Here is a 24,704-nt window from a genome sequence, read left to right on the forward strand (position 1 = left end):
GGCGGCGTCAGCCGCGCCGCCGGCGGCGGGAGGCCAGCACGACGACGGCGATGACGGCGGCCACGATCAGCAGGACGACCAGCACGCCCACGACCAGCGCGGCGGTGCCCAGCTTGCCGAGGAAGCCCTTCTTCTTTTTCTTGGACTTGTTCTTCTTGCTGTCCTTCGACACTCCCTCCGCCTGCGTATGGGCGGAGGCGTTCACACTCGTCCCGCGGACGGATCCGGCCAGGACATCGGCCGGGGCGCCGGCCGCCACCGCCGTGCCGGCCGCGCCGGTCCGGTGGGCCACGGGCGCCCCTGCCGCGCTCGCCGGCAGCGGGGCCAGCAGCAGCCCCGCCAGCAGCGCCACCGGTACCGCCCTGGCGATCACACTCTTCCTCACACCGTTCTCCCTGTCTTCGACACCCGGTACGGGCCCCCTCCATGCCAGGTGTCTCGTACCCCTGGGCGCGGCGCGTACGCACGATCCGGCCATCCTCGGGCGCCGGGCCGCCGGAGGCAACCGCCGCGGCCCCTACGGCTCCGCGGGGAGGTGGACGTCCAGGACGCAGATGTCGTCGCGGTGGGGGGTGCGGCCCGCGGCCAGGGTGCGGGCGAGGGTGTCGGCCCGGCCCTCCCGGACGAGCCGGGCCGCGCTCGCGGCGAGCGCGGCCAGTCCTTCCTCGATGTCCACGCCGGGGTCCTCGACGAGGCCGTCGGTGTAGAAGAGCAGGTGGTCCCCGGGCAGCAGGGCGATGTCCTCCTGCCCGTAGGCCACCTCGGCGGCGGCGCCGAGCAGGTTCCCCTCCGGCTGGGGGAGGAACCGCGCCCGGCCGTCGCGGACCAGGAGGGGCGGCAGGTGTCCGGCCCGTACCCAGCCGAGCCGGTGGCCTTCGGGCCGGTAGCGGGCCATCACCATGGTCGCGGTGGCGGCCCCGGACGGTTCCGCGGCCGTGTGGAGCAGCAGGGCGTTGAGCCGGCCCAGGACGTCGGGGAGGGCCGAGCCGGTGATGGCCATCCCCTTGGCGGTGAAGCGGAGTTGGGCCATGGTGCCGACGGCGCCCAGGCCGTGCCCGGCGACGTCCCCGACGACGAAGAGGGCGCAGCCGTCGGGCAGGGGGATGGCGCTGTACCAGTCGCCGCCGACGTTCACCCCGGCGTCGGCGGGCAGGTAGGCGACGTCGACGCGCAGCCCGGCGAGTTCCAGGGACTGCTCGGGGATGGGCAGCAGGGTTTCCTGGAGCCTGGCGGCGAGGGAGCGTTCGGCTCTGAGCATGCCCCGCTGGACGAGGTTCGCGCGTTCGCTCTCGCGCAGGGCGATCTCGGTGTCGCGCTGGGTGGTGACGTCCTGGACGAAGCCGTGCACCTCGACCGGGGTGCCGTCCGTGTCGTTGCCGGCCTCGGCGACGATCCTCAGGTGCCGTACCCCGTCGGGGGTGGTGATGCGGAAGGCCTGGTCCATGCCCGCGCCGCCCTCCAGCAGTTCCTGGACGGCGCGGCCGAGACCCGGCAGGTCGTCCGGCACCACGTGGGAGGGGAGTTCCTCCAGGGTCATGGGTCCCAGGGCGGGGTCGCGCCGGAAGACCGTGTAGACCTGGTCGGACCAGATGACGGTGTCCGTGATGAGGTTCCAGCTGGCCCAGCCGAGGTTGCCCAGGCGCTGGAGGTCGGCCAGTCTGCGGGTTTCCAGGTCGCTGGTGTCACGGCGGATCCAGGAGACCACCAGCCGGTCCCCCAGGCGGGAGGCGCGCACGGAGTAGACGGAGTGCCGGGGGACGCCCGCGGCGACCTCCTCGTAGGTGAAGGGGAGCCCCTCGTAGACCGTCCCCGTGGCCAGGGCGTCCAGGTAGCCGTCCCACAGGGGGGTCCCGGCCACGGTGGGGTACGTCTCCAGGACGCTGCGGCCGATCAGTTCCTTGCCCTTGCGGCCCGCGACGTCGACGGACTCCGCCGCCGCCGCGTCGATCCGGAAGTCCTCCACCGAGCCGTCGGCCGCGCGGACGGGGGTGAGGAGCACGGCCGGCCCGGACAGCACGTCGAGGACCTGCTGGACCGTCGCGACGTCCTCCTCCACCGGGAGGGCGCCCCGTGCGGCCGGGGCTGTGCCGAGGGCTCCGCCGCACAGCCGGACCACCCGGAGCAGCAGGTTGCGTGTCCGGCGGTCGAAGGGTCCGGGTTCGGTGCGGAAGAAGCCGACGGCGGTGGTGGCGGGGGCTCCCGGCGCCGGGATCCAGGCGCGCGAGGGCCAGCGTTCGGGCCGGTCTCCGATGCGCAGGTAGCCGTCGGCGGCCGGGTCCTGGCTCTCCAGCCACACGGGCCGCTCGTGGGTCAGGGCCTCCAGCGCGGCCACGCCGCCGAGCGGCGGGATGTGGCGCCACTGCTGGACGGTGACCCCGTCGATGCCGGCGTGCCCGGTCAGCTCCAGGCTTCCGGCCGGGTCCCGGGTGTAGATCATGACGGCGTCCACCCGGGCGGCGTCGCCCAGGGCCGTCCGCAGCAGCCGCGCGACCTCGGCGGGGCCGCTGGTGGTCGCCAGGGCCCTGGCCAGCCGGCCCGGCAGTGCGCTCCGTCCCGCGTCGGATGTCCCGCCGGTGCGGAAGACCGCCCCCGCCGGTGCTTCCCGGGACTCGGCCGTGCCCCGGAAGAGCGGCCGGCCGGCGCTGCCGAGGGTGCGCCGGCACTCCTCGGCCAGGGTGCGGCGGTGTTCCTCGGCCCGGCGCCGGAGGAGTTCGTACGCCTCGTGCGCGGGCAGGCCCTCCTGTGCCATGACCACGCCCTTGGCCCGTTCCAGGACCGCCGCGAGCGCGGCTCCCGCCTCCAGGTCCTCGACCTCGGCGCGCAGCCGGGCCACGACCTTGGCCAGGGCCAGCGTCTCCGGTGCGGTGCCCTCTCCCCGGGGCATGACCTCGTCCTCCATACGTCGAGGATGCCACTCCGGGGACGTCCGGGCGGGTGCCGCCACGGAAGAGGGCCTTCGAACCGGCCGGAAACCGACTGCCGTGGGGGTCAGAGCGCGCGGCGGTAGCGGAGTTCGGTGAGGACGGTCCCGTCGTCGTAGGGGTCGTCGCGGGTCCGGCCGTCGGGCCGGTAGCCGGCCCGTTCGTAGAAGCGCAGGGCCCGTTCGTTCCCGTCGAGGACCCACAGGGCCGACGCCGTGCACCCCTCGTCGCGCATCCGGGCGTGGGCCTCGTGCAGCAGGGCCCGGCCGATGCCGGTGCCGATCAGGTCGGGGTCGGCGTACAGGGCGTGGACCTCGCCGGTCCCCGCCGGCTCCCCGGCGCCGGGGCGGCCGTGGCAGAGCCAGCCCACCGGGCCGCGGTCGCCGACCGCCACGAGGTCCCGCGAGGTCCGGCCGGGCCGGGAGAACCACGCGCGCCGCCGGGCGGCGTCGTCCTCGACCGTCATCGCGTCGAGGTGGGACCGGGGGACGAGGCCGGCGTAGGCCGCCTGCCACCCCCGGACCCGGATCGCCGAGACGGCCTCGATGTCGGCCGCGTCCATGTCCCGTACACGTATCATCGCGCCACCCTAGGCCGTCAGGCGCGCATCAGCCGGCGGCCGGGGCCTGGGCGGTGCGGGCCGCCGGACGCCGCCGGGGGGTGCCGAGCCGTTCACGGCCGAAGACGATCTCGGCCATCCGCCGCTCCGGGCCGCGGCGGCGCAGGAAGAGGTGGCCGATGAAGGCGGCCGGGCCGAAGAACACCTGGGCGGGCATCACGGCCGGGACGTGGCCGGTGACCGTGCCGACGACCTGGACGGCGGCCACGGGTGCCACGACGCCGAAGAGCAGCACCAGCACGAGCCCGGTGCGCAGTCCGGCCTTGCCGTACGCCTTGAGGGCGGTGGTGGTGAAGAGGGCGTACGCGAGCAGGTCGCCCATGCCGACCACCGCGCCGAGGTCGTCGCCGATCCGCAGCCCGGCCGCGGGGGCGAACGGGTAGCCCTGGACGGCCTCGGACAGTTCCTCGGTCAGGGGGACGACCCAGGCGAAGAACGCGTCGTAGAGGGTGAGGGCGAGCAGGAACCACGCGACGTTCCTCAGCCGCATGCCGCCCTGCACGTTGAGGTTGGTGGCGGAGACGACGACCAGGCCGACCACGCAGCTGTTGGCGATCCAGTACGGCGCGGAGGTGTCGCCGAAGGCGAGGTGTGCGCCGAGCACGGCGGCGATCAGCGCGGCGATCAGCGCCCAGCGCAGCCGGCCGTTGCCGATGACGGGCTGGTAGCCGACGGACAGCCCGCCGGCGAAGACGAGGGCGAGCACGACCGGCAGGACGGCGCCGGGCAGCGCGAGGTAGACGTACGGCAGGGCCAGGACGAAGCCCATCATCACGAAGATGTCGCGGCCGTCGAAGACGCCGACCGGCGGCCTCGACGCGCGTACGGTACGGAAGTAGTGGACCGCTCCGGCGCACACCGCGAGCGCCAGGGCGCTGGTGGCCGCGAGCTGGAAGAAGACCGTCATGCGGGGCTCCGGGTGAAAGTGTGCTCCAACAGGTCGCAGCGGAGGGGGAAGCGGCGTGCGGCTTCCTCGTCGTCGAGCGGCAGGACCGTGACGTCCGCCTCGATGTCCTGGGCCCGGAGCCGCTCGGTCACTTCGGCGGCGGTGACCTCCTTGGCGGCGACCTCCACATGGAGTCGGCCGTCGGCCCCGACGGCTGCCCGGTGGCGCAGCGGGAACGGCAGCCCGGGGGTGCCGTCCAGCGCCTCCACGATCTCGCGCGGGGTCACGACGGCGTCGCTGGTGCGGTGCAGCTGGCCCGCCTTGCCGAGGATGTGGGAGACCGCGGGCACCATCGCCAGTTCGCATTCCGGTTCCTCCTCCAGGGTGCGGACCACGTCTCCGGTGTTGTACCGCAGGACGGGCATGCACTCCCGGTACGGGTAGTACGGCGTGACCGTCAGCTCGCCGAGCCGGCCGGGTGCGGCGGGCTCGCCCGTCTCCAGGTCGAGCACCTCCGTGTAGCCCGTGTTGGGATCGATGTGCAGATGGCGCCGGCTACAGGTGCGGCCGCCGACGGGCAGCAGCTCGGTCATGCCGAAGGCGTCGCCGACGACCTCGGCCCCGAACGTCTCGCGCAGGGCGTCCGTCAGGTTCCGCGACAGCATCTCCCCGCCGCCGTAGATCGCCCGCAGCCCGAAGTCGTCGGGGCCGTAGCCGCTTCGGCGTGCGGCGGTCACCATCTGGCCCAGGTAGCTGGGCGCGCCGGTGAGTACGGTGGGCCGGGCGCCGTTCCGGCCGAGCAGGTGCTCGATGGACTCGTCCGGCGGGATCTGCCCCACGACGTGGCACGACGCGTTGGCGAGGCGGCACACGGCGACGTCCTCCTGTACGGCGGCCGTCGCCCGGGAGCTGAGGTTGATCTGCATCCGGTCGCCGGGGCCGAGTTCGCCGCGCAGGACGAGGGACAGCGCGATCAGCGCGGGCCAGAGTTCCATCTCGTAGCGGGAGAGCCAGATCTGGACGGGACGGCCGGTGGTGCCGGTCGTCTGCGTCGCCAGGTAGGGAGCGCTGCACAGGAAGTCGGCGGGGCGTTCGATCAGGTCGGCCTTGCGCGTGACCGGGATGCGGGTGAGCGTCTCGGTGGTCAGCCCCGTGAGGTCCACTCCGGCGAGCCGCTCGCGGTAGAAGGGCGAGCGCCTGGCGAGTTTGCGCACGGTCCGCTGGAGCGCGCGGTTCTGCAGCTCCCGGCGCTCGTCCGGGTCGGTGAACGGCCCGTCGGCCAGTTCGTCGACGTCGTCGCCCAGCGAGCCGAACTCCTCGAGCGTGGCGAGGGCGTCGGCGATCAGCCGCTCCACGGTCCGTACGCTCAGCCGGCGGCCCAACACCATGGACAGCGCCACCCGTACCTGCCGGACACCGGTCTCCAGCACTCATGCCTCCCTTGGGCGTAGCGACGGGGTGGGGGCGGAAGCCGCCCCCACCCCTCGTTTCGGCTCTACGTCAGCTGGCCGAGCAGTACGAGAAGAAGACCGACGTCATGGCACCCATGACGTACTTGAACTGCTTGGCGCTCGTCTTGATGGCGCTCATATGTGCCTCCCCTGTGTGCTGTGAGTGGACGAACACCTGGCCTCCGCCGGAGGTTCGGTGGTGCGCCCCTTGACGGACAACACACTGGCGCGATCGCGGCGAGCGGGCAATGATCGGGTCCATTCAACGGACCGGCGACTGAGGGGAATCCATACGCGCACCCCAACTGACCTGGTCCGAACGGGGAATTGTGGGGGTCGTCCGATCGACGGCCCCCTGCTGGAGAGGGGGACCCTCATGGCCAGATCCGGCGCTGAGGGCCGCGGCGTGCTGGAAGGCGCGTTCGCTCTGATGGAAGTGCTCGCGCACGACGAGGAGGTCGGGCTGACCCGGCTGGCGAGCGACGCCGCGCTGCCGAAGGCCACCGCCCACCGGCTGCTCGGGCAGCTGGTCGCACTGGGCGCGGTGCAGAGTCACGAAGGGCGTTACCGGCTGGGTCCGCGGACGTTCCGGCTGGGGCAGGCCTGGCATCCGGCGCGGGCGTTGCGGGCCGCGTCGGCGCAGCCGCTGCGGGAGCTCGCGGCGGTGGCCGGCGGCGTGAGCCTGAGCCTGTCGGTGCCCGAAGCGGGGCACATCATCGTCGTCGGGGGCATGCGGGGCGAGGTGGACGAGGTCTTCCCGCTGCGTTCGGGGGTCGTCCTGCCGCCCGGCAGCGCGGCGGAGCTGGTCCTGGCGGCGTCCGCGCCGGTGCCGCGGCGGCCGGCGGGGTGGACGGCGGCCGCGTGGGCGCGCGAGGTGGCCGGGATCCGGGAGCGGGGGCTCGCGTTCGACCACGAGAGTTGCGTGGAGTCGTTGTCGTGCGTGGCGGCTCCGGTGCGCGCCGCCTCGGGTCAGGTGGTGGCCGCGGTGGCGGTGACCGCCCTGGACGGGAAGCTGATCCCCCCGCTGGGCGATGCCGTGGGCCGCGCGGCATCGATGATCAGCGCCAGGCTGGCCCGGCTTCCGGAACCGGGGGCGCGAGCGCGCCGGAGCGGGCCGGACCTGGACCGGGGGGCTACGGAACTGGGGCTTCCGGCGGAGCGGGTCCGCTGAGCCGGCGACCGGCGTGAGCTTCCGCTTCCCCCGCCCGGGGCATGGCCGCGGGCGGGGGAAGCGGCGTGCCGGGCTCGGGCCGGGACTTCGGCGGGACCGGTCCCGACCGCGATGGAATCAATGCGTCCGCAACCCTTGACGGGCCTTCAGGGCCCTCACATACTGGCGGCCAAATCGATTTGGCCGAAGGCTTCGACTCCTCCCGGGAGCCGAGCCTCGGCCGAAGCCGGAGCGAGCCGAACGGAGCTCGAACGTGTCCAGTGCCCGCACACTCCCCCACCCCGTGGACCAGTCCCGCCCACTGGGCCGGATCCTCCTCTTCGGTGTCCAGCACGTCCTCGTCATGGCGGCGACCCCCGTCTCGGCGATCTTCCTGATGAGCGCGACCCTGCACCTGGGCCCCCGGCTCACGGTGAACCTGCTCTCGGCGGCCTTCGTGCTGTCCGGGATCGGCTCCCTGATCCAGTCGCTGGGGCCGTGGAAGTTCGGCCCCCGGCTGCCCTTCGTCATGCTGCCCGGCGGGGCCCCGCTGATCCTCTTCCTGGCCATCGCCGACGAACACGGCGTGCGCACCGCCACCGGGGCGGTGATCATCAGCGCGGTCTTCACCTTCCTCGTCCTGCCGGTCTTCTCCCGGCTGCTGAAGTACTTCCCCGCCCTGGTCATCGGCACGATGATCGTCATCGTCGGGGTGAACCTGGTGAAGGTGGGCGCCCTGCTCGTCACGGGGCGCCCGGGCCAGCCGGGCTTCGCCGACCCCGTGAACCTGGCCCTCGGCCTGGCCACGATCGGCTTCACCGTGGCCCTGTACTGGCTGTTCAGCGGGGTGCTGCGGCAACTCGCCGTGATGCTGGGCCTGATCGCCGGCAGCGGGCTGGCGTTCGCGCTCGGACGGATCGACTTCGGCGGGGTCACGGAGGGCGGAATCCTGAGCGCCCCGCAGGTGATGCCGTTCGGCACGCCCGAGTTCCACCTGGTCGCCGCGCTGCCGCTGATGCTGTACGCCCTGGCGTCCATGGCCGAGGCCACCGGACAGACCGCGATCAACGCGGAGACCGTCGGCAAGGAGATCGACCCGCGCACCGCCGTACCGCGGACCGTGCGCGGCGACGCCCTGGTGTCCGTCCTGGCCGGCTTCCTCGGGCTGCCGCTGATGGTGACCAGCGGCGAGAACATCGGCATCGTCCGGGTCACCGGGGTGCGCAGCCGCTTCGTCACCGCGGCCGCCGGCCTGGTCCTCATCGCCGTCGGCTTCCTCTCGCCCGTCATCCGCGCCATCAGCGTCATCCCGTCCGCCGTCGTCGGAGGCACGGCCATGGTGGTCTTCGCCGTCATCACCGTGCTCGGCGTGCAGATGCTCGGGAAGGCCCAACTGGACCGGCACTCGCACGCGTTCGTCTGCGCCGTCGCCATCGCCCTGGGCCTGCTGCCGATCCTGGTCCCCGGCGTCTACGCGGGCCTGCCCTCCGGCGCCCGCATCCTCCTCGAAAGCGGCGTGGCCGTCGGCGCGTTCACCGCCGCGGTGCTCAACGTCCTGTTCCACCACGTGCGGCCGCGGCTCTCCCGCGGCGCCGCCGCCCCGGTCCTGTCCCCCGCCGACGCGGGCGCCCCCGCTCCCCTGCCCCATGTGTGACCCGTACGCGAAGGACGAGATGAGCACCCTCCCCATGAGCACCCTCCCGATGAGACACCGCACCACCACCGGCCCCCTCCCCGACCTCCGCCACCCGGCCGACGGCCCCCGGCTCCTGGTCCCGGACCTCGTGATGACCCCGGACGGGCTGCGCGAGGGGTACGCGGCCGTCGTCGACGGCGCCGCCTTCCGGGCCGTCGGACCGGCCGCGGTGCTGGAGCGCGAGCACCCCCTGCTGCCCCCGGTCCGGCTGCCCGGGCACCTCCTGATGCCGGGGTTCGTCGACGCGCACCACCACCTGACGCAGAGCTTCGGCTCGGCCCTGGCCTTCGGTGAGCCCTCCGAGATCTTCCGCCGCGTCTGGGTCCCCCTGGAGGGCGCCCTGGACGAGGAATCCGCCTACGCCGCCGCCAAGCTGTCGGCCCTCGAAGCACTGCGCGGCGGGTTCACCACCGTCGCCGAGGCCGGCACCCGGGCCCCGGTGGACGCCGGTGCCGTGGCCGCGGCCACGGAGGACGCGGGGATCCGCTGTGTCCTCGGGCTCGTCTGCAACGACGTCCCCGACCCCGCGGGGGCCGGCGGGACGGACGAAGCCGCCGCCGTCCTGGCCGCCGCGGAGAAGCACCTCGCCCGGTACCAGGGCGCCGAGCTGGTCCACCCGTCGCTGGCGCTCTCCGTCCCGGAGGCGGCCACGGCGCGGACCCTGCGGGACACCGCCCGGCTCGCCGCCGAAGCGGGCACCGTGGTCCAGATCCACGTCAACGAGCACCTGGCCGCCGTGGAACGCTCCCTGGTCCGGCACGGCCTGCGCCCCCTGGAGTACCTGCGGGAAGTCGGCGCGCTGGGCCCGCAGTTGCTGGCGGCCCACGCCACCCTCGTCACCCCCGCCGAGCTCACCCTGCTCGCCGACGCCGGCGCCGCGGTGAGCTACAACCCGGTCGCCAGCGCCTGGAAGGGCAACGCGGTGGCCCCGGCCGCCACCATGGCCGAACGCGGGATCCGCCTCGGTCTGGGCACGGACGGCACCCGCGGCGACGCCTTCCGGCTCGCGGACGCCGCCGAGTTCGCCCAGCGCCTCGCCTACGGCCTGGCCACCGGGGACTCCTCCTGCGGCGCGGGCTGGTCCTGGCTGGAGCGCGGGGGCCCGGGCGGCGCCGACGCCGTCGGCCTCGCCGCGTCCACCGGCCGGATCGCCGCCGGGGCCGCCGCCGACTTCCTGCTGGTCGACGTCGGCGGCCCGGAGCTGCGGACCTCCCGGGACCTGCCCTGGGAGCTGGTCCGGCGCGGGAACCGCGACCAGATCACCGCCGTGTTCGTCGCCGGCCGGCTGCGGATGTGGCGGGGCCGGGCCGTGGGCTGGGACGACCTCGCGTTCCTCGACCGGGCGGCCGAGCTGGCCGACGCGGTGGTCGCCCGCGCCGGGGTGACCCGGGCGCACCCGACCTCCACGGCCGCGCGGGCCGCGAGCGCACTCCGGTGAGCGCCGCCACGGTACTGGTCCTCGCCCTGGTCGTGGCCGTCGCCGCGTTCGTCCAGGGGACCAGCGGCCTGGGGTTCGCGCTGGTCGTCGCCCCGGTGGCCGGCCTGCTCGACCCCTCGCTGCTGCCGGTGTTCGTCCTCGCGTCGATGATCCCGCTGAACCTCTACGTGGTCTGGCGCGAACGGCACGCGCTGGACCTGCGGGGCGCGGGCTGGATCTCGGCGGCGCGGCTCGCCGCGACCCCCGGCGGACTCCTGCTGCTGTGGGCCGTGCCCGGGCAGCGGCTGGGTCTCGTCGTCGGCGTGGCGACCGTCCTGGCGGCCGCCGTCAGCCTGGCGGCGCCGGCCTTCGTACCGGGCCGGGCCGCCTACCTGGGCGCGGGTGTGGTCACCGGGCTCACCGAGACGGCGACCGGGGTGGGCGGTCCGCCGCTGGCCCTGGTCTACCAGCACCGTCCGCCCGCGGAGCTGCGCTCCACGGTGGCCCTGTGCTTCCTGGTCGGCGAGGTGGTCTCCCTCGTGCTGCTCCTGGCGACCGGCCAGGGCACGCCCGGGCAACTGGGCTGGGCCGCGGCCCTGTTGCCCGCGCTGGCCCTGGGGGCGTGGCTGAGCCGGCTGGCGCACCACCGGATCGACGCGGCACGGATGCGCCCGCTGGTCCTGGGCTTCGCGCTCGTCTCCGGGGCGGTGCTCATCCTGGCTCCGTGACCCGCAGCGAGGAGGCGCGGGCGATCAGCCGGGGCTCGGGCGCCGCCGCCGGGGCCCCGGTGGCGGCGCCCCCGCGCAGCCGGGACAGGAGCAGTTCCACGGCGTCGGCGGCGGCCCGGTCCAGGTGCAGGTCGACGGCCGTGAGCGGGGGTTCGCAGGTGCGGGCCCGCGGGCCGTCGTACCGGGTGGCGACCAGCACGTCCTCGGGGACGCGCCGGCCGCTGTCGCGTACGGCCCGGACGGCGCCGACCGCGAAGACGTCCACGAGGGCGCACACGGCGTCGGTGTCCGGGTGCGCGGCCAGCAGGGCCGAGCAGGCCTCGTACCCGGCCTGCTCGCCCCCCTCCTCCGGGGCCGTCACGACGACGGGCGGCCAGCCCCCGTCGGCGGCGGCCCGCTCGTACGCGGCGCGGGCGTCGACGGAGGAGTGGCGGGTTCCCGAGCCGATGAGGAGCGCCGGACGGCGGGCCCCCTGCTCGCGCAGGTGCTCCAGGAGCAGTCCGGTGACGGCGCCGCCGCGCAGGTCCACGTAGGGGGCGTCCGTCCGGGCCACCTCACGGCCGAGCGCCACGTAGGGCAGTCCCCGCTCGCGCAGCCCGGCGACGGCCGGGTCGTCCTCGCCGGGCTCGACGACGATGGCGCCGTCGATGTCGAGGGAGTGCAGCGGCGATCCGGACTGCACGGGCGGGACGAGGACGAGCGCGTAGCCGTGCACCATGGCCCGCTCGGCCGCGGCGGCGGCGATCTCCATGTAGAAGCCGAGCCGGGAGGGCCCGGCGGCCACCGCGAAGGGCATGGAGGAGGCGAGCGCGATGGCCTTGGCCTCGCCGTTGCGCAGGCGCTGGGCCCGCAGGTTGGGCCGGTACCCCAGCTCGGCGGCGGTCTGCTTGATGCGTTCGCGGGTCCGGGGGTCGACCTTGCCCAGTCCGTTGAGGGCGTGGGACACGGTGGTCGGCGACACGGAGGCGGCCCGGGCCACGTCGGCGATCGTCGGCTTGCGCCGGCGGGCGCCGTCGGCGGTACCGGAGGCGGAGCCAGAAGCGGAACCGGAACCGGAAGCGGAACTGGGCATCTGCGGAAGCGCTCCTCGCTCGGGCGGCCGGGTCGGTCCCCTCATCTTCGCCGAACCGCCCGCCGTCCTCCAGCCCCGCCCCGGGCGGGAGCGTGCGCCCGGGTGCCCCGGACGCACGCTCCTCGGCTCAGCGGTACCGGTAGATGATCCGGCCGCGGGTGAGGTCGTACGGGCTCAGCTCCACGAGCACCCGGTCCTCGGGCAGGATCTTGATGTAGTTCTTCCGGATCTTTCCGCTGATGTGCGCGAGCGCCTGGTGCCCGTTCTGGAGCTGCACCTTGAAGGTCGCGTTGCGCAGGCATTCGACGACGGTGCCTTCGACCTCGATGCCCTTGGCTGTTTTCGGCAATGTCTTCCGTTTCTCTCGGTTCAGGTGTGGTCCTGCTCAGGGGTGGTGCGGGTCAGCGGCGCACCAACTCGATGCAGCCGCCGGTGCGTTCGGCGCCGGCGCCTTCGAAGAGGGCGATGCCGGCCGGGTTGGCGGCGTCCACCTCGGCCCAGGCCGAGGTGATCTGCTGCCGGTGCAGCGACCCGAGGGCGTGGGCCAGCAGGGCCCGCCCGATGCCGCGTCGCCGGTCGTCGGCCCGCACGGCGACCAGTCCGATCCGGGCCCGGCGGCGGACCGCCGCCACCCGGACCAGTCCGGCGTACCGGCCGTCCCGGACCGCCACCGCGTACTTCGCCGGGTCCAGGGGCAGCGTATCGACCGGTCCGGGGAGGATCTCGGCCGGCATGGTGCGCCAGCCTACGGTGGCCTCGACCTCCGCGCGAATCGCCTGCTCCAGTGCGCGCAGCCGCTCCGGGTCCGCCTCGGTACCGGGCAGGACCGCCACTCCCGTGGGAGCTGTGGGCGCGGTGGGGACGGTGTACTCCCGCTCGCGGCGCCCGACGGTGAAGCCGAGGCGCTCCCAGCGCGCCGCGAGGCCGGGGTCGTCCTCGGCGACGAGGGTGTGGACGGGGCCGGGCAGATCCGCCAGCACGGCAGCGGCGAGCCGGTCGAATACCGGGTCCCGCCAGACGTCGACGCTGACGAAGAGCCGCCCGTCGGGCCGGTGCGCGAGGTCGCCGTGGCCGACGGTCCGGCCGTCCGACACGGCCTGCCACCGGGTTTCGGCGGTGCGGGTGATGATGACTGGTTCCATGGCTGTCGCCTTCCAGGAGTGCGCGGTCCGGGCACTCCCGACGACACCTGGGTCAGTCGCCCGCCGTGGGGAGAGCAGGGAGCACCCACGTCGATACAGCGTTCACGGGTCTCACCTCCTCGGCGGTCTTTCACGGCGCTGCGCACACTACCCGGGCAGCCGCTCCCCGCCCAACCGGTTTTCCGATGCCGCGGCGGCCCCCGGCGGCCGGCGTTCCGGAAAAAGTTTTCCACTGACGTCTATCGAACGGCCCTCCACTGGGAATGCTGCGTGTGTTCTCCCGCCCCGGTCCGACGCTCCGTCAGCTTCCCGCCCGGGCGGGCCTTCCGTACTGAGCCCTCGGGAGGTAACACGCCATGCAGTCCATCCCCGCCACGCCCGCCGCCCCCACCCGCCGCGGTCTCCTCGCCGGCCTCGGACTGGCCGCCGCCGGCCCGCTGCTCCTCGGCGGCGCCCCCCGCCCCGCACTCCCCCGGCCTGCCGAGCCGCCCGCCCCCGGCAGTGCGGCGGTCCTGCTCCGCCGGGCCTCCCTGGTGCTGACCATGGACCCCTCCCTCGGCAGCGGTCCTCTCGGCGCCCTGCAGAACGCCGACGTCCTGATGCGCGGCGGGGCGATCGCCGCCGTCGGCGCCGCACTGCCGGCGCCCCCCGGCGCCCGGGTGGTGGACAGCTCGGGCAAGCTGGTCATGCCGGGGTTCGTCGACACCCACAACCACCTCTGGCAGGCGATGTTCCGGGGCGGCTGCACCGACCGGGACCTGTTCGGCTGGTTCCGGTCCTGTACGGATCCCCAGCGCGGCCTCCTGACCCCGGACGCCCTCCACAGCTTCGTCCGGCTCGCCGCCCTCGACGCCGTGCAGTCGGGCGTGACCACGCTGGTCGACTGGGTGGACATCTTCTCCTACGACCTCGTCGAGAGTTACTTACGGGCCCTGGCCGGCACCGGCCTGCGGTTCACGTACGCCCTCTACCCGCCGGCCCCCGACGGGGCGCTGGCGGCGAAGGTCAAGAAGGAGCTCGTCGACCCGGTCCCGCTCGGCTCCTTCCAGGTCGCCACCCACGCGGCCCGGGCCGCCCAGGCCGACAACCGCGCCCACTGGGAGCTGGCCCAGGAGCTGGGGGTCATGCTCAACTCCCACGTCCTGGAACGCCCGGAGATGCGCGCCGACGACCCCATCGGCGTCCTCACCGACATCGGCGCGCTGGGCCCCCGGCTGCTGATGAACCACGCGATCCACCTGACGGACGCGGAGGTCGCCGCCGTCGCCGAGCGCGACGTGCGCCTGGCCCACTGCCCGCTCAGCAACATGCGGCTGGCCTCCGGGATCATGCGGCTGTCGGACCTCGGACGCAGGGGCGTCAAGGTCGGCCTCGGCCTGGACGGCGGCACCAACGACACCTCCGACTTCCACGCGCTCATGAAGTCGGCCATCGGCCTGCAGCGCGCCCGGTCGACCGAGGCCGACGTCTTCCCGCAGGTCGAGGACGTCCTGCGGATGGCCACCCTCGGCGGCGCCGAGGTCCTCGGCATCGCGGACCGGGTGGGTTCCCTGACCCCCGGCAAACGGGCCGACCTGCTGGTGGTGGACCCGGCCGCGCTGAACTTCGCACCGCGCTTCGACTGGATAGGCCAGATCGTCTTCAACGGGCGCCCCGAGAACGTCGAGGCCGTGTTCGTGGACGGACGGCCGCTGAAACTCGGCGGGCGCCTGGTCGACGTCGACACGGCACGGGTGGTCCGCGAGGCCGAGACGGCGGCCGCCCGGCTGCGTGCGGCGTAGCGGTCCGGGGCGCCGGGGGGAGCCCTGCCGCCCCGTGCCCGCGCGCCCGATCCCCCCGCCGGACTTACGATGTCGCTAGGCCGTGTGTTTTGGATCAGGCCTGCTCAGGCCTGATCCGAAAGGCCCGGCCCGCAGGACTCGGGGCAGTCGACGGCCGGTCTCTGGCCGGCGGGAAGCGGGCACCCATGGCTGAGCGGCTCAAAAGGTCCGGCCTGATCGGCGAACTCTCGGCGGAGTTCGCGGGGACCATGATCCTGATCCTCTTCGGCGTCGGCGTGGTGGCCCAGGTGGTCGCCGGCGGCGGCCTCACCACTCCGCCGGGCGGTCTCGGCAACCATGACAGCATCGCCTGGGCCTGGGGCCTGGGCGTCACCCTCGGCGTGTACGTCGCCGCCAGGCTGAGCGGTGCGCACCTCAACCCCGCGGTGACGCTCGCGCTCGCGGCGTTCAAGGGGTTCCCGTGGAAGCACGTGGCCCCGTACGCGCTGGCCCAGACGGCCGGCGCCTTCGTGGCCGCCCTCATCGTGCGCTGGAACTACTCCGAGGCGCTGGCGAAGGCGGACCCCGGCCACACCATCAAGACGCAGGGCGTGTTCTCCACGCTCCCGGCGAACGGCAATCCCAACCTGCCGGTCACCGAATGGGGCGCGCTGCGCGACCAGGTCATCGGCACCGCGATCCTGCTGCTGCTGATCCTCGCGGTCACCGACCTGCTCAACACTCCTCCCGGCGCCAACCTCGGCCCGTTCATCGTCGGCCTCATCGTGGTGGCGATCGGCATGGCCTGGGGCACCGACGCGGGCTACGCCATCAACCCGGCCCGTGACTTCGGCCCGCGCCTGGCGAGCTTCCTCACCGGCTACGGCGGAGCGTGGCGGGACCAGTACGGGCACTTCTACTTCTGGGTGCCCATCATCGGTCCGCTGATCGGCGCCCTGCTGGGAGCGGGTCTGTACAAGGTCTTCATCGGCCGGTACCTGCCGACCGCCGAGCCGGAGCCCCCGGGGCGCGTGCCGTCACCGGACGAGAGCTGATCCGACCCGCGAGGACGGGCCCAAGAGAGGCGGCAACCCATGGCTGACTTCGTCGGCGCAGTGGACCAGGGAACCACCAGCACGCGTTTCATGATCTTCGACCACGCGGGCAACGAGGTGGCCAGGCACCAGCTGGAGCACTCCCAGATCCTGCCCCGCTCGGGGTGGGTCGAGCACGACCCGGTCGAGATCTGGGAGCGCACCAACTCCGTGATCCAGAACGCCCTGCGGCACGGAAACCTTTCCGCGACCGACCTGGCGGCCATCGGCATCACCAACCAGCGGGAGACGACCGTCGTCTGGGACCCGCGCACCGGCCGCCCCTACTACAACGCCATCGTCTGGCAGGACACCCGCACAGACTCCATCGCCGCGGCGCTGGACCGCTCGGGGCAGGGTGACGTGATCCGGCGCAAGGCGGGCCTGCCGCCGGCGACCTACTTCTCCGGCGGCAAGATCCAGTGGATCCTGGAGAACGTCGACGGGGTCCGCGAGGCCGCCGAGCAGGGGCACGCCCTGTTCGGGAACACCGACTGCTGGGTGCTGTGGAACCTCACCGGCGGCCCCGACGGCGGCATCCACGCCACCGACGTCACCAACGCCAGCCGCACCATGCTGATGGACCTGGAGACCCTCGACTGGGACGACGAGCTGCTGGGCTTCTTCGGCGTCCCGCGGGCGATGCTGCCGTCCATCAACCCCTCCTCCCACCCCGAGGCGTACGGGCACGCCCGCACCTCGCGCCCCCTGCGGGCCGCCATCCCCATCACCGGGGTCCTCGGCGACCAGCAGGCGGCCACCGTCGGACAGGTCTGCTACGCCCCGGGCGAGGCCAAGAACACCTACGGCACCGGCAACTTCCTGGTGCTCAACACCGGTACCGAGCTGGTCCGTTCGCAACACGGTCTGCTGACCACCGTGGCGTACCAGTTCGCGGGCCAGCCGGCGGTCTACGCCCTGGAGGGCTCCATCGCCGTCACCGGCTCCGCGGTGCAGTGGCTGCGCGACCAGCTGAAGATCATCACGGATGCCGCCGAGACCGAGCGCCTGGCCTCCACCGTCGAGGACAGCGGCGGCATCTACTTCGTGCCGGCCTTCTCCGGCCTGTTCGCCCCGTACTGGCGCTCGGACGCCCGCGGCGCGATCGTCGGGCTCGCCCGCTACCACGACAACGGCCACCTGGCCCGGGCCACCCTGGAGGCCATCTGCTACCAGAGCCGCGACGTGGTGGAGGCCATGGAGCAGGACTCCGGCGTCCACCTGGACGTGCTCAAGGTGGACGGCGGCGTGACGGCCAACGACCTGTGCATGCAGATCCAGGCCGACGTCCTCGGCGTGCCGGTCAGCCGGCCGGTCGTCGCCGAGACGACCGCGCTCGGCGCGGCCTACGCCGCCGGACTGGCGACGGGGTTCTGGCGGGACACGGACGAACTGCGCACCCACTGGCAGGAGTCCAAGCGCTGGGAGCCCCAGTGGACCCAGGAGCAGCGGGAGGAGGGCTACGCGGGCTGGAAGAAGGCCGTGGAGCGCACCCTCGACTGGGCCAAGGTCGAATAGCCGTACCAACGGACGCCGGAGCGGCCCGCGAAGGGCCCGCTCCGGCGTCGCGGTGCGGCGGGGCCGCCCCGTGGTGGGCGTCAGCCGCGGCGCAGGCGGGTGGCCAGGGCGGCCATCGCCGCCATCAGCGCGGGCAGCACCAGCATCGCCCACCGCAGGGTCGTCGCCTCCGCCAGGGCGCCGATGATCGGCGGGCCCGCCAGGAAGCCGACGTAGCCCACCGCCGAGACGGCGGCGATGGAGGAGCCGGTGCGCTCGGGCCGCAGCCCGGCGGCGTGGGCGAAGACGAGCGGGATGACGGCGGCCATGCCCAGCCCCAGCAGCCCGTAGCCGACGAAGCCCGCCGCCGTCGTGGCCACCAGGATCGGGACGAGTGCCCCCGCCCCGGCCACCGCCGCGCACAGCAGCGTGAAGCGGACGGTGCCGAGGCGGGAGCGCAGCCGGTCCGCGCCGAGCCGGCCGGCCACCATGCCGGCGGAGAAGACTGCGTAGCCCAGGCCCGCCGCCCCCGGTGAGGCCCCGGTCTCCTCCTTCAGGTAGACCGCGCCCCAGTCGTTGACCACGCCCTCCCCCATCAGCGCGCAGAACGCCACCAGGCCCGGGATCCACAGGCCGGGACCGGGCAGGGCCAGCAGGGGGTCCCGCCGCGCGGGGCCCTCGGCCGGGGGCGGGTCGGGGGCCAGGGCGGTGGCCGCCGCGCCCGCCACCGCCAGCAGGACGAGGGCCGCCACCGTGAAGTGGGCCCGGATGCCGACCCCGGCGGAGGCGGCCAGCCCGCCGGCGGTGGCCCCGGCGATGCCGCCGAGGCTGAACATGGCGTGGAACCCGCCGAGGACGGGGCGCCCGTAGGCACGTTCGACGAGGACGCCCTGGGTGTTCATCGCGACGTCGACGGCCGTGTTGCCGCACGCGAACAGGGCCAGGGCCGCCGTCAGCACGGCCAGGTCGGGGACGTGGGGCAGGCTCGCGAGGGCGCCCAGGTAGGCCGCCATGCCCACGCACAGGACCGTGCGGCTGCCGTACCGGGCGACCAGGCCGCCGACCAGCGGGAGCCCGAGGAAGGCCCCGCCGCTCAGGCCGACGAGGGCCACGGCCAGTTCCCCGGCGGACAGGTCCAGCCGGCCCTGGACGGCGGGGACCCGGGCCGCCCAGGTGGCGAAGGCGGCTCCGGTGACGAAGAAGACCGCGCAGACGGCGAGCCGCATCGTCCGCGGGCTCCGGCCGCCGCCCGGGTGCCGGTCCCGCGACCGGTCGTCGCCCCCGTCGCCGTTCCGGTGCCGGTCGCCGGCCGTGGGTGCCGTCCGTCCGTCCGCGATACCGCGCTCGGGCTCGTCGCGCATCCGCTCGGTCCCCTGTCGTCGTGTCACCGCTCCGCGTCGGCCGTCCGCCGGGTCAGGGCGATCAGCGCCTCCCGTTCCTCGACAAGGACCTTGTACAGGACTTCGGCGTAGCGCCGCATCGTCGTCCGGTCGTTGGGCGGGCCGAAGGAGCTGAAGCTCTGGCCCAGCACCAGGCGGCGCAGGCAGATGTCCTCGCTCACCGGGTACTGCGCCGGATCGTAGTGGTGTCCGGGCCGGGCGTGTCCGCAGCTCCAGGGGCAGCCGCGGCCGTAGCCGCGCAGTTCCCGGAAGAGGGTCTGCCCGGGGACGGGCTGCGGCTGCCAGCGCATGATGTGCAGACCCTCGGCGTTCACCGCCCGGGCGAGGGCGTCGCGGAAGGCGGCGACGGGCAGGCCGTCGAGTCCGAGTTCCTCGGGCATGACCAGCAGCGGGTAGAAGAAGTAGACGTGCGTGCGGTCCTCGGGGACGGTCGGCGTACGGATGCCGGGCACTCCGGCGAGGGCGCGGGTGAGCTCCGCGCCGTTGGCCTGCCGGGCGCGGGACATCTGCGGCAGCCGGGTGAGCTGGGAGCGGGCGAAGGCGGCGGCGAGGACGTCGATGCGGTAGTTCCAGCCCATGATGCGGGCGTTGTAGTCGCGGCTCTGGCCGGGGAGTTCCTCGCCGAACATCAGCACCCGCCGGGCCAGCCGGTGCTGTTCCTCGTCGCGGGTGGCGAACAGCCCGCCCTCGCCGAGGGCGGAGAGGGTCTTGGAGCCGTTGAGGCTGGCGCCGCTCATCGTGCCCAGCGACCCCACCGGGCGGCCCCGGTACTCGGCGCCGTGCGCCTGGGAGGCGTCCTCGACCAGGACGAGGCCCCGGCGGTCGGTGATCTCCCGCAGGGCGTCGTGATCGGCGGGCAGGCCGTTGAGGTCCACGGCGACCACGGCACGGGTACGGTCGGTGATCCGTTCCTCGATCCGGGCCGGGTCGATGTTGAAGGTCTCGGCGTCGGTGTCCACGAACACCGGGATCGCGTTGGCCTGGAGCACGCAGGAGGCCGAGGCCAGGAAGGTGTCGGCCGGTACGAGCACCTCGTCGCCCGGCTCCACCCCGGCGGCCGCGATGGCCATGTGCAGGGCGGCCGTGCCGGAGTTGGCGGCGACCACGTAGGGCATGCCGGTGAACTCGGCCCAGGCGTCCTCCAGTTCGCGGACCGTGCGCATCGGCCAGTGCCAGGGGGTCGCCTGGTCCAGGGCGTCGAGCACGGCCTTGCGGTCGGCGTCGGTGACCTGCGGCCAGGGAGCCACCTCGTGCCCGGCCAGCAGCGGGGTCCCTCCGTCCACGGCTAGCACGTCCCGGCCTCCTCACGGACCCCGGCGGCGGCGCCCGCCGTCAGCACGCGGCGGGCCGGTGCCTCACGGCGGAACACCGCCCGGGCGGAGGGCACCTCGGGGAAGGCGCCGAGCAGGGAGGTGAGGGCCGTGAGCCCCTCGGTCAGCGGGATTCGCGGGGCGAAGCCCAGCCCCGTCAGACGGGTGACGTCGGCGAGCAGGGTGAAGCTGTCGGCCAGGCTGGAGGTGTCGGCGTCCAGCAGCGCCGGGCGGCCGGTCGCCGTCCCCACCGCGGCGGCCAGCTCGCGCATCGAGACGGCGGTGCCGGTGCCCAGGTTGTACGTCTCGCCGTCGGCGCCGCGGGCGGCCAGGAACAGCATGGCCCGGCACAGGTCCTCGACGTGGATGAAGTCGCGGCGCTTGAGGTCGATGTCGCCGACCACCGGGATGGGCCGTTCGTTGAGGTGCCAGCGCAGGAACTGCGAGACCTCGCCGCCCGCACGGCGCGGGTCCTCGCCGGGGCCGTAGACGACGAAGGAGCGGCCGATGACGACGGGCAGTCCGGCCGTCGCGTACAGGCTGCGCAGGGTCAGCTCGCCGGAGAGCTTCGAGGCGCCGTAGGGCAGGAACGGCCGCGTGGGGTGGTCCTCGCGGATCGGGCTGTCGAGCGGGGTGCCGTAGACGATGGCGGAGGAGAGGTAGACCAGGCGGCGCACGCCCAGTTCCAGGCAGGCGTTGCCGACGTTGCAGGTGCCGAGGGCGTTGAGCTGGAAGTCGCGGCGGGGGTCGGCGACCGACTCGGTGCCGCTGGCGTTGCCGGCCAGGTGGAACACGGCGTCTGCGCCCTGCAGCGCCAATAAGGTCTCGCCGTAGTCGCGCAGGTCGGCGCGGACGTGGGAGACGCCGGGCAGGGCTTCGAGTTCGGCGGGGAGGGGGGCGTGGTCGACGACGGTGACCTTGAGGGACAGCAGGCTGAGGGCCGTGACGAGGTGCCGGCCGACGAATCCGGCTCCGCCGGTGACGGCCACTGACGCGTAGGGGGTTTCGGGGAGGTGGGGACCGTGGTGCACGATCGCTCCATTCGAGGTTCAGGGCGAGGGAGTGGACGGGCACGGGCGCACGCCGGCCGGTGGTCACCCGGGGAGCACCCGTCTGCCGGCGCGCACCGGTCGGTGCGCTCGAAACGGCGGTGCTGTTCAACCCTGGCCCGGACCGCGGTGACGCTTGCGCACCTGATCGGTTACGGCTCGACCAGTTCACCACGCCGCCTCCCCGGCGGCGCAAGGGGGGCCGGGGAGACTGGCCGAGACTGCCCGCCTCTCGGCCGTACGGCGGCGAGAAGAGCGGAGCCGGTATGTTTCCGCGACGGGCGAGGGCGGAGGGAGCCGTTCCGACCGAACCGGAAGGGCGACGGGGGCTCCGCGCGGCGGGCGCGGATGGCTGGTTCCCCGGGGGCTCGGGCGGGCCCGAATCCTGTGGTGCGCACGGCTGCTGACGGAGGGTCCCGTCTTCTTCCCCGAGCCGTCCTCAAGCCTGGGGACCCGCTCCTGACCTGCGTCGTCTCGGATCACAAGACGGCTCGGTCCGCCATCCGGTCACGCTCTTGCCGGGGAGGCCACACCCGGGCAACTATTCCTATCAATCCGATGGGAAAGGTGGGGATCGGATGCCGTCTTCCGTACGCGCCCTCCCCGCGCCTCCCGGCAGCCGGCCCGGCGCCGCCCGACGACCTCCCGGAGCAGCCGACATGACCACCGCCGTTCCCTCCGACGCACGGCGCCGCGCGCTGTTGCGGACCGCCCGCGACGTGGCGGACGACCTGGCCGCGGACGCCATAGCCCGCGACCGGGCGGGCGAGCCGCCGGCCGACGAGACCGCCCGGCTCCGCGAGGCGGGCCTGCCCGCGGCCCTCACTCCGCCGAGGTCGGGCCGCGGGACCGACTGGCGGACCGGATGCGCCGTCATACGGGAGGTGTCCGCGGCGGACGGCTCGATCGGCGAGGTGCTCGCCCGCCACTACGCGCACACGTGGAGCGGACGGTTCTACGCCACCGACCAGCAAGCCGCCGCCCTGGAGGAGGAGTCGGCGCGCGGACAGTGGCTGTGGACCGGGGCGGTCCACCCGCCCGCGCCCCACGAGGACGCCGGCCCGCCGGACCTGACGCTGCGACCGCGGGCGACGGGCCACGTACTGGAGGGGCGCCGCCCCGTGGACACGGTGGTGGCCACCGCCGACCAGATCCTGGTGGACGCCGTGTGCGCCGCGACGGGGGACGTCCTGGTCGTGCGGATCCCGCCCGGGGCGCGCGGGGTGCACGTCGAACCGGCCCGCGTCCGCCTGGGGCAGCGGGTCGCCGGCGCGGGCGAGGCCGTCTTCGACCGCGTGGCCGTCGCGCCGGGGCAGGTGCTGGGCCGCCGGCCCCGCGACGAGGAGTCGGCCGCGCCCTTCACCGCGCTGGCCGAGCCGGCGCTCCGGCTCGCCCTCTGTCACGTCGGTCTCGGCATCGCGGAGGGCGCCCTGGGCGAGACCCGAGACCTCAGCCGCAGCGGCCGCGCCCACCGGCTGCCCGGCGAGGACCCCGACCTCTTCCTGGCGTACGGGGAACTGGCCTCCGCCGCCCAGACGGCCACCGCCGTGGCCGACCGGGCCACGGAGGTGATGGCGCAGGCCCTCGACGCCGGCGCCCGGCTCGACGCGGAGGAGGCGGCGGCCGTCGCCGCCCTGGTCGCCACGGCCGAGACCGTCACCTCGAAGGCCGCCCTGCACATCACCGCCCGGGTGCTGGAGTTCGCCGACGCCCCCGGCCTCGACCGGTTCTGGCGCAACGCCCGCGTCCTGACCTCCCAGCGCCCGGCAGCGCACCGGCTGCGTTCCATCGGCGAGCACTACCTCAACGGCTCGCACCGCGCGATGGCGGGCACCTTCCGCTGACCCCCGCGCCGGGCCGGGGCCGGGCCCCCCGCCCCGGGCGCGGCGGCGCACCCGCGCGGGACGCCGGCCGGCCCCGTACGCGATACTGTCGGCATGCGGATCTCAGCCAGGGCGGACTACGCGGTACGTGCCGCACTGCAGCTCGCCGCATCCCAGGACGAAGACGAGCCGCTCAAGGCCGAGGCCATCGCCGAGGCCCAGGACATCCCGCACAAGTTCCTGGAGGGCATCCTCGGCGACATGCGCCGGGGCGGGCTCGTGGTCAGCCGGCGCGGCGGCAACGGCGGCTACCGGCTGGCCAGGCCCGCCGCGTCCATCAGCATCGCCGACGTCATCCGCGTGGTGGACGGACCGCTCGTCTCGGTGCGCGGGGTGCGTCCGCCGGACCTCTCCTACACCGGCCCCGCGGAGTCCCTGCTCCCCCTGTGGATCGCCCTGCGCGCCAACGTCCGGGAGATCCTCGACGGGGTGTCCCTCGCCGACGTCGCCTCCTGCGAGCTGCCCGCCGGGGTGTCCGCCCTGGCCCACACCCCCGGCGCCTGGACCAACCCCTGACCGTCCCGGCCCCCTGACCCCCCTGGCCCACCTGGGCGTTCTCGGATCCCGAGACGGCTGCGTCCACCATCCGGTCACCCTCTTGGGGCGGGTACCCCCGTCTGCCAATATGCCTACCAACCAGGTGGGAAAACTAGGAATCCAGGGAGGCGACCCATGCGCACACCGCACCGTGCCGGACGGACGCCGTCCCTGATCTCCCGCCGGCACATCGACCTGGCCCGTACCGCCAGCGCCATCTGTCAGCCTTCCTGACCCCGCTCCCGGCCCGGATCCACGGGCGGAGCGCCGTCCGTACGGCGGGCCACCGCCCGCCCACCATGCGGACCCCGCTCTCACCCTCCGGTCCGCCCGGGCCCCGCCGCCGCGCTCCCGCAGCCGATGGCCGGGACCGTGCACGCCGATGCCCCTCGACGCCCGTCGCCGCACCCGCACCGCATCTCCCCTACACCCATCCCCGAAAGGACACCTCCGTGTCTGCCGCAAGAACGCGCACCGCCCTTCGCACCCTCGCCGCCACCGCCGCGCTCCCCCTGCTGCTCACCGCCTGCGGCTACGGCTCCGAGGCCAAGAAGGAGGAGCCCAAGGCGGCCGGGGCGTCCGCCGAGGGTGCCAAGGCGCTCTCCGCGTCCGAGGTCCGGATCGGGTACTTCCCGAACCTGACGCACGCCACCGCCCTGGTCGGCCTCCAGGAAGGCCTCATCGCCAAGGAGCTCGGCGCCACCGCCATCAAGCCGCAGACCTTCAACGCCGGCCCCTCCGAGATCGAGGCCCTCAACGGCGGCTCCCTCGACATCGGCTTCATCGGCCCCTCCCCCTCCATCAACGGCTACGTCAAGTCCAAGGGCTCCAACCTGCGGATCATCTCCGGCTCCGCCTCCGGCGGCGTCAAGCTCGTCGTCAACCCCGACAAGATCAAGACCCTCGACGACCTCAAGGGCAAGAAGATCGCCACCCCGCAGAAGGGCAACACCCAGGACGTCGCGTTCCTGAACTGGATCTCCGAGAAGGGCTGGAGCGTCGACCCCGAGTCCGGCAAGGGCGACGTCTCCGTCGTCCGCACCGACAACAAGGTCACCCCCGACGCCTTCAAGCAGGGCTCCATCGACGGCG

The 24,704-nt window shown here is 74.2% G+C and carries 22 protein-coding genes; 11 read left to right on the forward strand and 11 right to left on the reverse strand.

From position 1 onward, the window contains the following. Positions 1-7: 7 nt before the first annotated feature. The 5 genes from ACFY0O_RS03325 to ACFY0O_RS03345 all read right to left on the reverse strand — a co-directional run bounded on the left by ACFY0O_RS03325 (position 8) and on the right by ACFY0O_RS03345 (position 5,856). Positions 8-385, reverse strand: a complete 378-nt coding sequence (locus tag ACFY0O_RS03325) for a hypothetical protein (RefSeq protein ID WP_388942152.1) — start codon at positions 383-385, stop codon at positions 8-10. A gap of 132 nt (positions 386-517) precedes the next feature. Next, the gene (locus tag ACFY0O_RS03330; protein ID WP_388942154.1) at positions 518-2,899 is read right to left on the reverse strand and encodes a SpoIIE family protein phosphatase; all 2,382 of its coding nucleotides are present in this window, start codon (positions 2,897-2,899) and stop codon (positions 518-520) included. 89 nt (positions 2,900-2,988) lie between these two features. Next, positions 2,989-3,501: a GNAT family N-acetyltransferase gene (locus ACFY0O_RS03335; protein ID WP_388942157.1), complete on the reverse strand. Its 513-nt coding sequence runs from the start codon at positions 3,499-3,501 to the stop codon at positions 2,989-2,991. A 28-nt stretch (positions 3,502-3,529) separates the two neighbouring features. Continuing rightward, the gene (locus tag ACFY0O_RS03340) at positions 3,530-4,447 is read right to left on the reverse strand and encodes a hypothetical protein (RefSeq protein WP_388942160.1); all 918 of its coding nucleotides are present in this window, start codon (positions 4,445-4,447) and stop codon (positions 3,530-3,532) included. Beyond that, positions 4,444-5,856 (reverse strand): phenylacetate--CoA ligase family protein, encoded by a 1,413-nt coding sequence (locus tag ACFY0O_RS03345; protein ID WP_388942161.1) that lies wholly within the window; start codon positions 5,854-5,856, stop codon positions 4,444-4,446. Before ACFY0O_RS03345 ends, ACFY0O_RS03340 begins: the two co-directional genes overlap by 4 nt. A 397-nt stretch (positions 5,857-6,253) precedes the next feature. Here ACFY0O_RS03345 and ACFY0O_RS03350 point away from each other — a divergent pair, with 397 nt between their 5' ends. The 4 genes from ACFY0O_RS03350 to ACFY0O_RS03365 all read left to right on the forward strand — a co-directional run bounded on the left by ACFY0O_RS03350 (position 6,254) and on the right by ACFY0O_RS03365 (position 10,868). Further along, positions 6,254-7,048 carry a helix-turn-helix domain-containing protein gene (locus tag ACFY0O_RS03350; RefSeq protein WP_388942163.1) on the forward strand — a complete coding sequence of 265 codons (795 nt, stop codon included), beginning with the start codon at positions 6,254-6,256 and terminating at the stop codon, positions 7,046-7,048. A gap of 283 nt (positions 7,049-7,331) precedes the next feature. Beyond that, positions 7,332-8,681 carry a uracil-xanthine permease family protein gene (locus ACFY0O_RS03355; RefSeq protein WP_388942164.1) on the forward strand — a complete coding sequence of 450 codons (1,350 nt, stop codon included), beginning with the start codon at positions 7,332-7,334 and terminating at the stop codon, positions 8,679-8,681. 49 nt (positions 8,682-8,730) lie between these two features. Further along, positions 8,731-10,161 (forward strand): amidohydrolase family protein, encoded by a 1,431-nt coding sequence (locus ACFY0O_RS03360; protein ID WP_388942270.1) that lies wholly within the window; start codon positions 8,731-8,733, stop codon positions 10,159-10,161. Beyond that, entirely contained in the window at positions 10,158-10,868 is a 711-nt protein-coding gene (locus ACFY0O_RS03365) for a sulfite exporter TauE/SafE family protein (protein WP_358895380.1), read from the forward strand. Before ACFY0O_RS03360 ends, ACFY0O_RS03365 begins: the two co-directional genes overlap by 4 nt. On the opposite strand, the gene ACFY0O_RS03370 is transcribed toward ACFY0O_RS03365, so the two are convergent. From ACFY0O_RS03370 to ACFY0O_RS03380, 3 genes are all read right to left on the reverse strand, one after another. Then, on the reverse strand, positions 10,852-11,940 hold the full coding sequence (locus tag ACFY0O_RS03370; RefSeq protein WP_388942166.1) for a LacI family DNA-binding transcriptional regulator: 1,089 nt from the start codon (positions 11,938-11,940) through the stop codon (positions 10,852-10,854). The two genes, ACFY0O_RS03365 and ACFY0O_RS03370, sit on opposite strands and share 17 nt — an antisense overlap. 127 nt (positions 11,941-12,067) lie before the next feature. After that, on the reverse strand, positions 12,068-12,289 hold the full coding sequence (gene infA / locus ACFY0O_RS03375) for a translation initiation factor IF-1 (protein ID WP_358895382.1): 222 nt from the start codon (positions 12,287-12,289) through the stop codon (positions 12,068-12,070). 52 nt (positions 12,290-12,341) lie between these two features. Continuing rightward, a complete protein-coding gene (locus ACFY0O_RS03380; protein ID WP_388942169.1) occupies positions 12,342-13,082 on the reverse strand; it encodes a GNAT family N-acetyltransferase in 741 nt (246 codons plus the stop codon). A gap of 356 nt (positions 13,083-13,438) precedes the next feature. On the opposite strand from ACFY0O_RS03380, the gene ACFY0O_RS03385 reads away from it, so the two are divergent. From ACFY0O_RS03385 to glpK, 3 genes are all read left to right on the forward strand, one after another. Next, positions 13,439-14,863: an amidohydrolase family protein gene (locus tag ACFY0O_RS03385; protein WP_388942171.1), complete on the forward strand. Its 1,425-nt coding sequence runs from the start codon at positions 13,439-13,441 to the stop codon at positions 14,861-14,863. 185 nt (positions 14,864-15,048) lie between these two features. Further along, positions 15,049-15,897, forward strand: coding sequence for an MIP/aquaporin family protein (locus ACFY0O_RS03390; RefSeq protein ID WP_388942173.1), 849 nt, complete (start codon positions 15,049-15,051; stop codon positions 15,895-15,897). A 39-nt stretch (positions 15,898-15,936) separates the two neighbouring features. Next, positions 15,937-17,454: a glycerol kinase GlpK gene (gene glpK, locus ACFY0O_RS03395; protein WP_388942175.1), complete on the forward strand. Its 1,518-nt coding sequence runs from the start codon at positions 15,937-15,939 to the stop codon at positions 17,452-17,454. An 80-nt stretch (positions 17,455-17,534) separates the two neighbouring features. On the opposite strand, the gene ACFY0O_RS03400 is transcribed toward glpK, so the two are convergent. The 3 genes from ACFY0O_RS03400 to ACFY0O_RS03410 are packed head-to-tail and all read right to left on the reverse strand — an operon-like array spanning position 17,535 to position 21,174. Further along, on the reverse strand, positions 17,535-18,821 hold the full coding sequence (locus ACFY0O_RS03400) for an MFS transporter (RefSeq protein ID WP_388942177.1): 1,287 nt from the start codon (positions 18,819-18,821) through the stop codon (positions 17,535-17,537). Beyond that, complete coding sequence (locus ACFY0O_RS03405) at positions 18,818-20,125, reverse strand: DegT/DnrJ/EryC1/StrS family aminotransferase (protein ID WP_388942179.1); 1,308 nt, start codon at positions 20,123-20,125, stop codon at positions 18,818-18,820. The genes ACFY0O_RS03400 and ACFY0O_RS03405 overlap by 4 nt, the downstream gene beginning before the upstream one ends. Continuing rightward, entirely contained in the window at positions 20,119-21,174 is a 1,056-nt protein-coding gene (locus ACFY0O_RS03410) for an NAD-dependent epimerase/dehydratase family protein (protein ID WP_388942182.1), read from the reverse strand. The genes ACFY0O_RS03405 and ACFY0O_RS03410 overlap by 7 nt, the downstream gene beginning before the upstream one ends. Positions 21,175-21,851: 677 nt before the next feature. On the opposite strand from ACFY0O_RS03410, the gene ACFY0O_RS03415 reads away from it, so the two are divergent. The 4 genes from ACFY0O_RS03415 to ACFY0O_RS03430 form a co-directional block, all read left to right on the forward strand. After that, positions 21,852-23,036 carry an acyl-CoA dehydrogenase family protein gene (locus ACFY0O_RS03415; protein ID WP_388942185.1) on the forward strand — a complete coding sequence of 395 codons (1,185 nt, stop codon included), beginning with the start codon at positions 21,852-21,854 and terminating at the stop codon, positions 23,034-23,036. 93 nt (positions 23,037-23,129) lie between these two features. Next, entirely contained in the window at positions 23,130-23,591 is a 462-nt protein-coding gene (locus ACFY0O_RS03420) for an Rrf2 family transcriptional regulator (protein WP_358895390.1), read from the forward strand. A gap of 156 nt (positions 23,592-23,747) precedes the next feature. Beyond that, entirely contained in the window at positions 23,748-23,846 is a 99-nt protein-coding gene (locus ACFY0O_RS03425; protein WP_358895391.1) for a putative leader peptide, read from the forward strand. 218 nt (positions 23,847-24,064) lie between these two features. Next, positions 24,065-24,704 (forward strand): ABC transporter substrate-binding protein (locus tag ACFY0O_RS03430; protein ID WP_388942188.1); only part of this gene is annotated, 640 nt, incomplete at its 3' end.

The sequence above is a fragment of the Streptomyces sp. NPDC001594 genome (genome assembly GCF_042893675.1).
Taxonomy (GTDB): Bacteria; Actinomycetota; Actinomycetes; order Streptomycetales; family Streptomycetaceae; genus Streptomyces.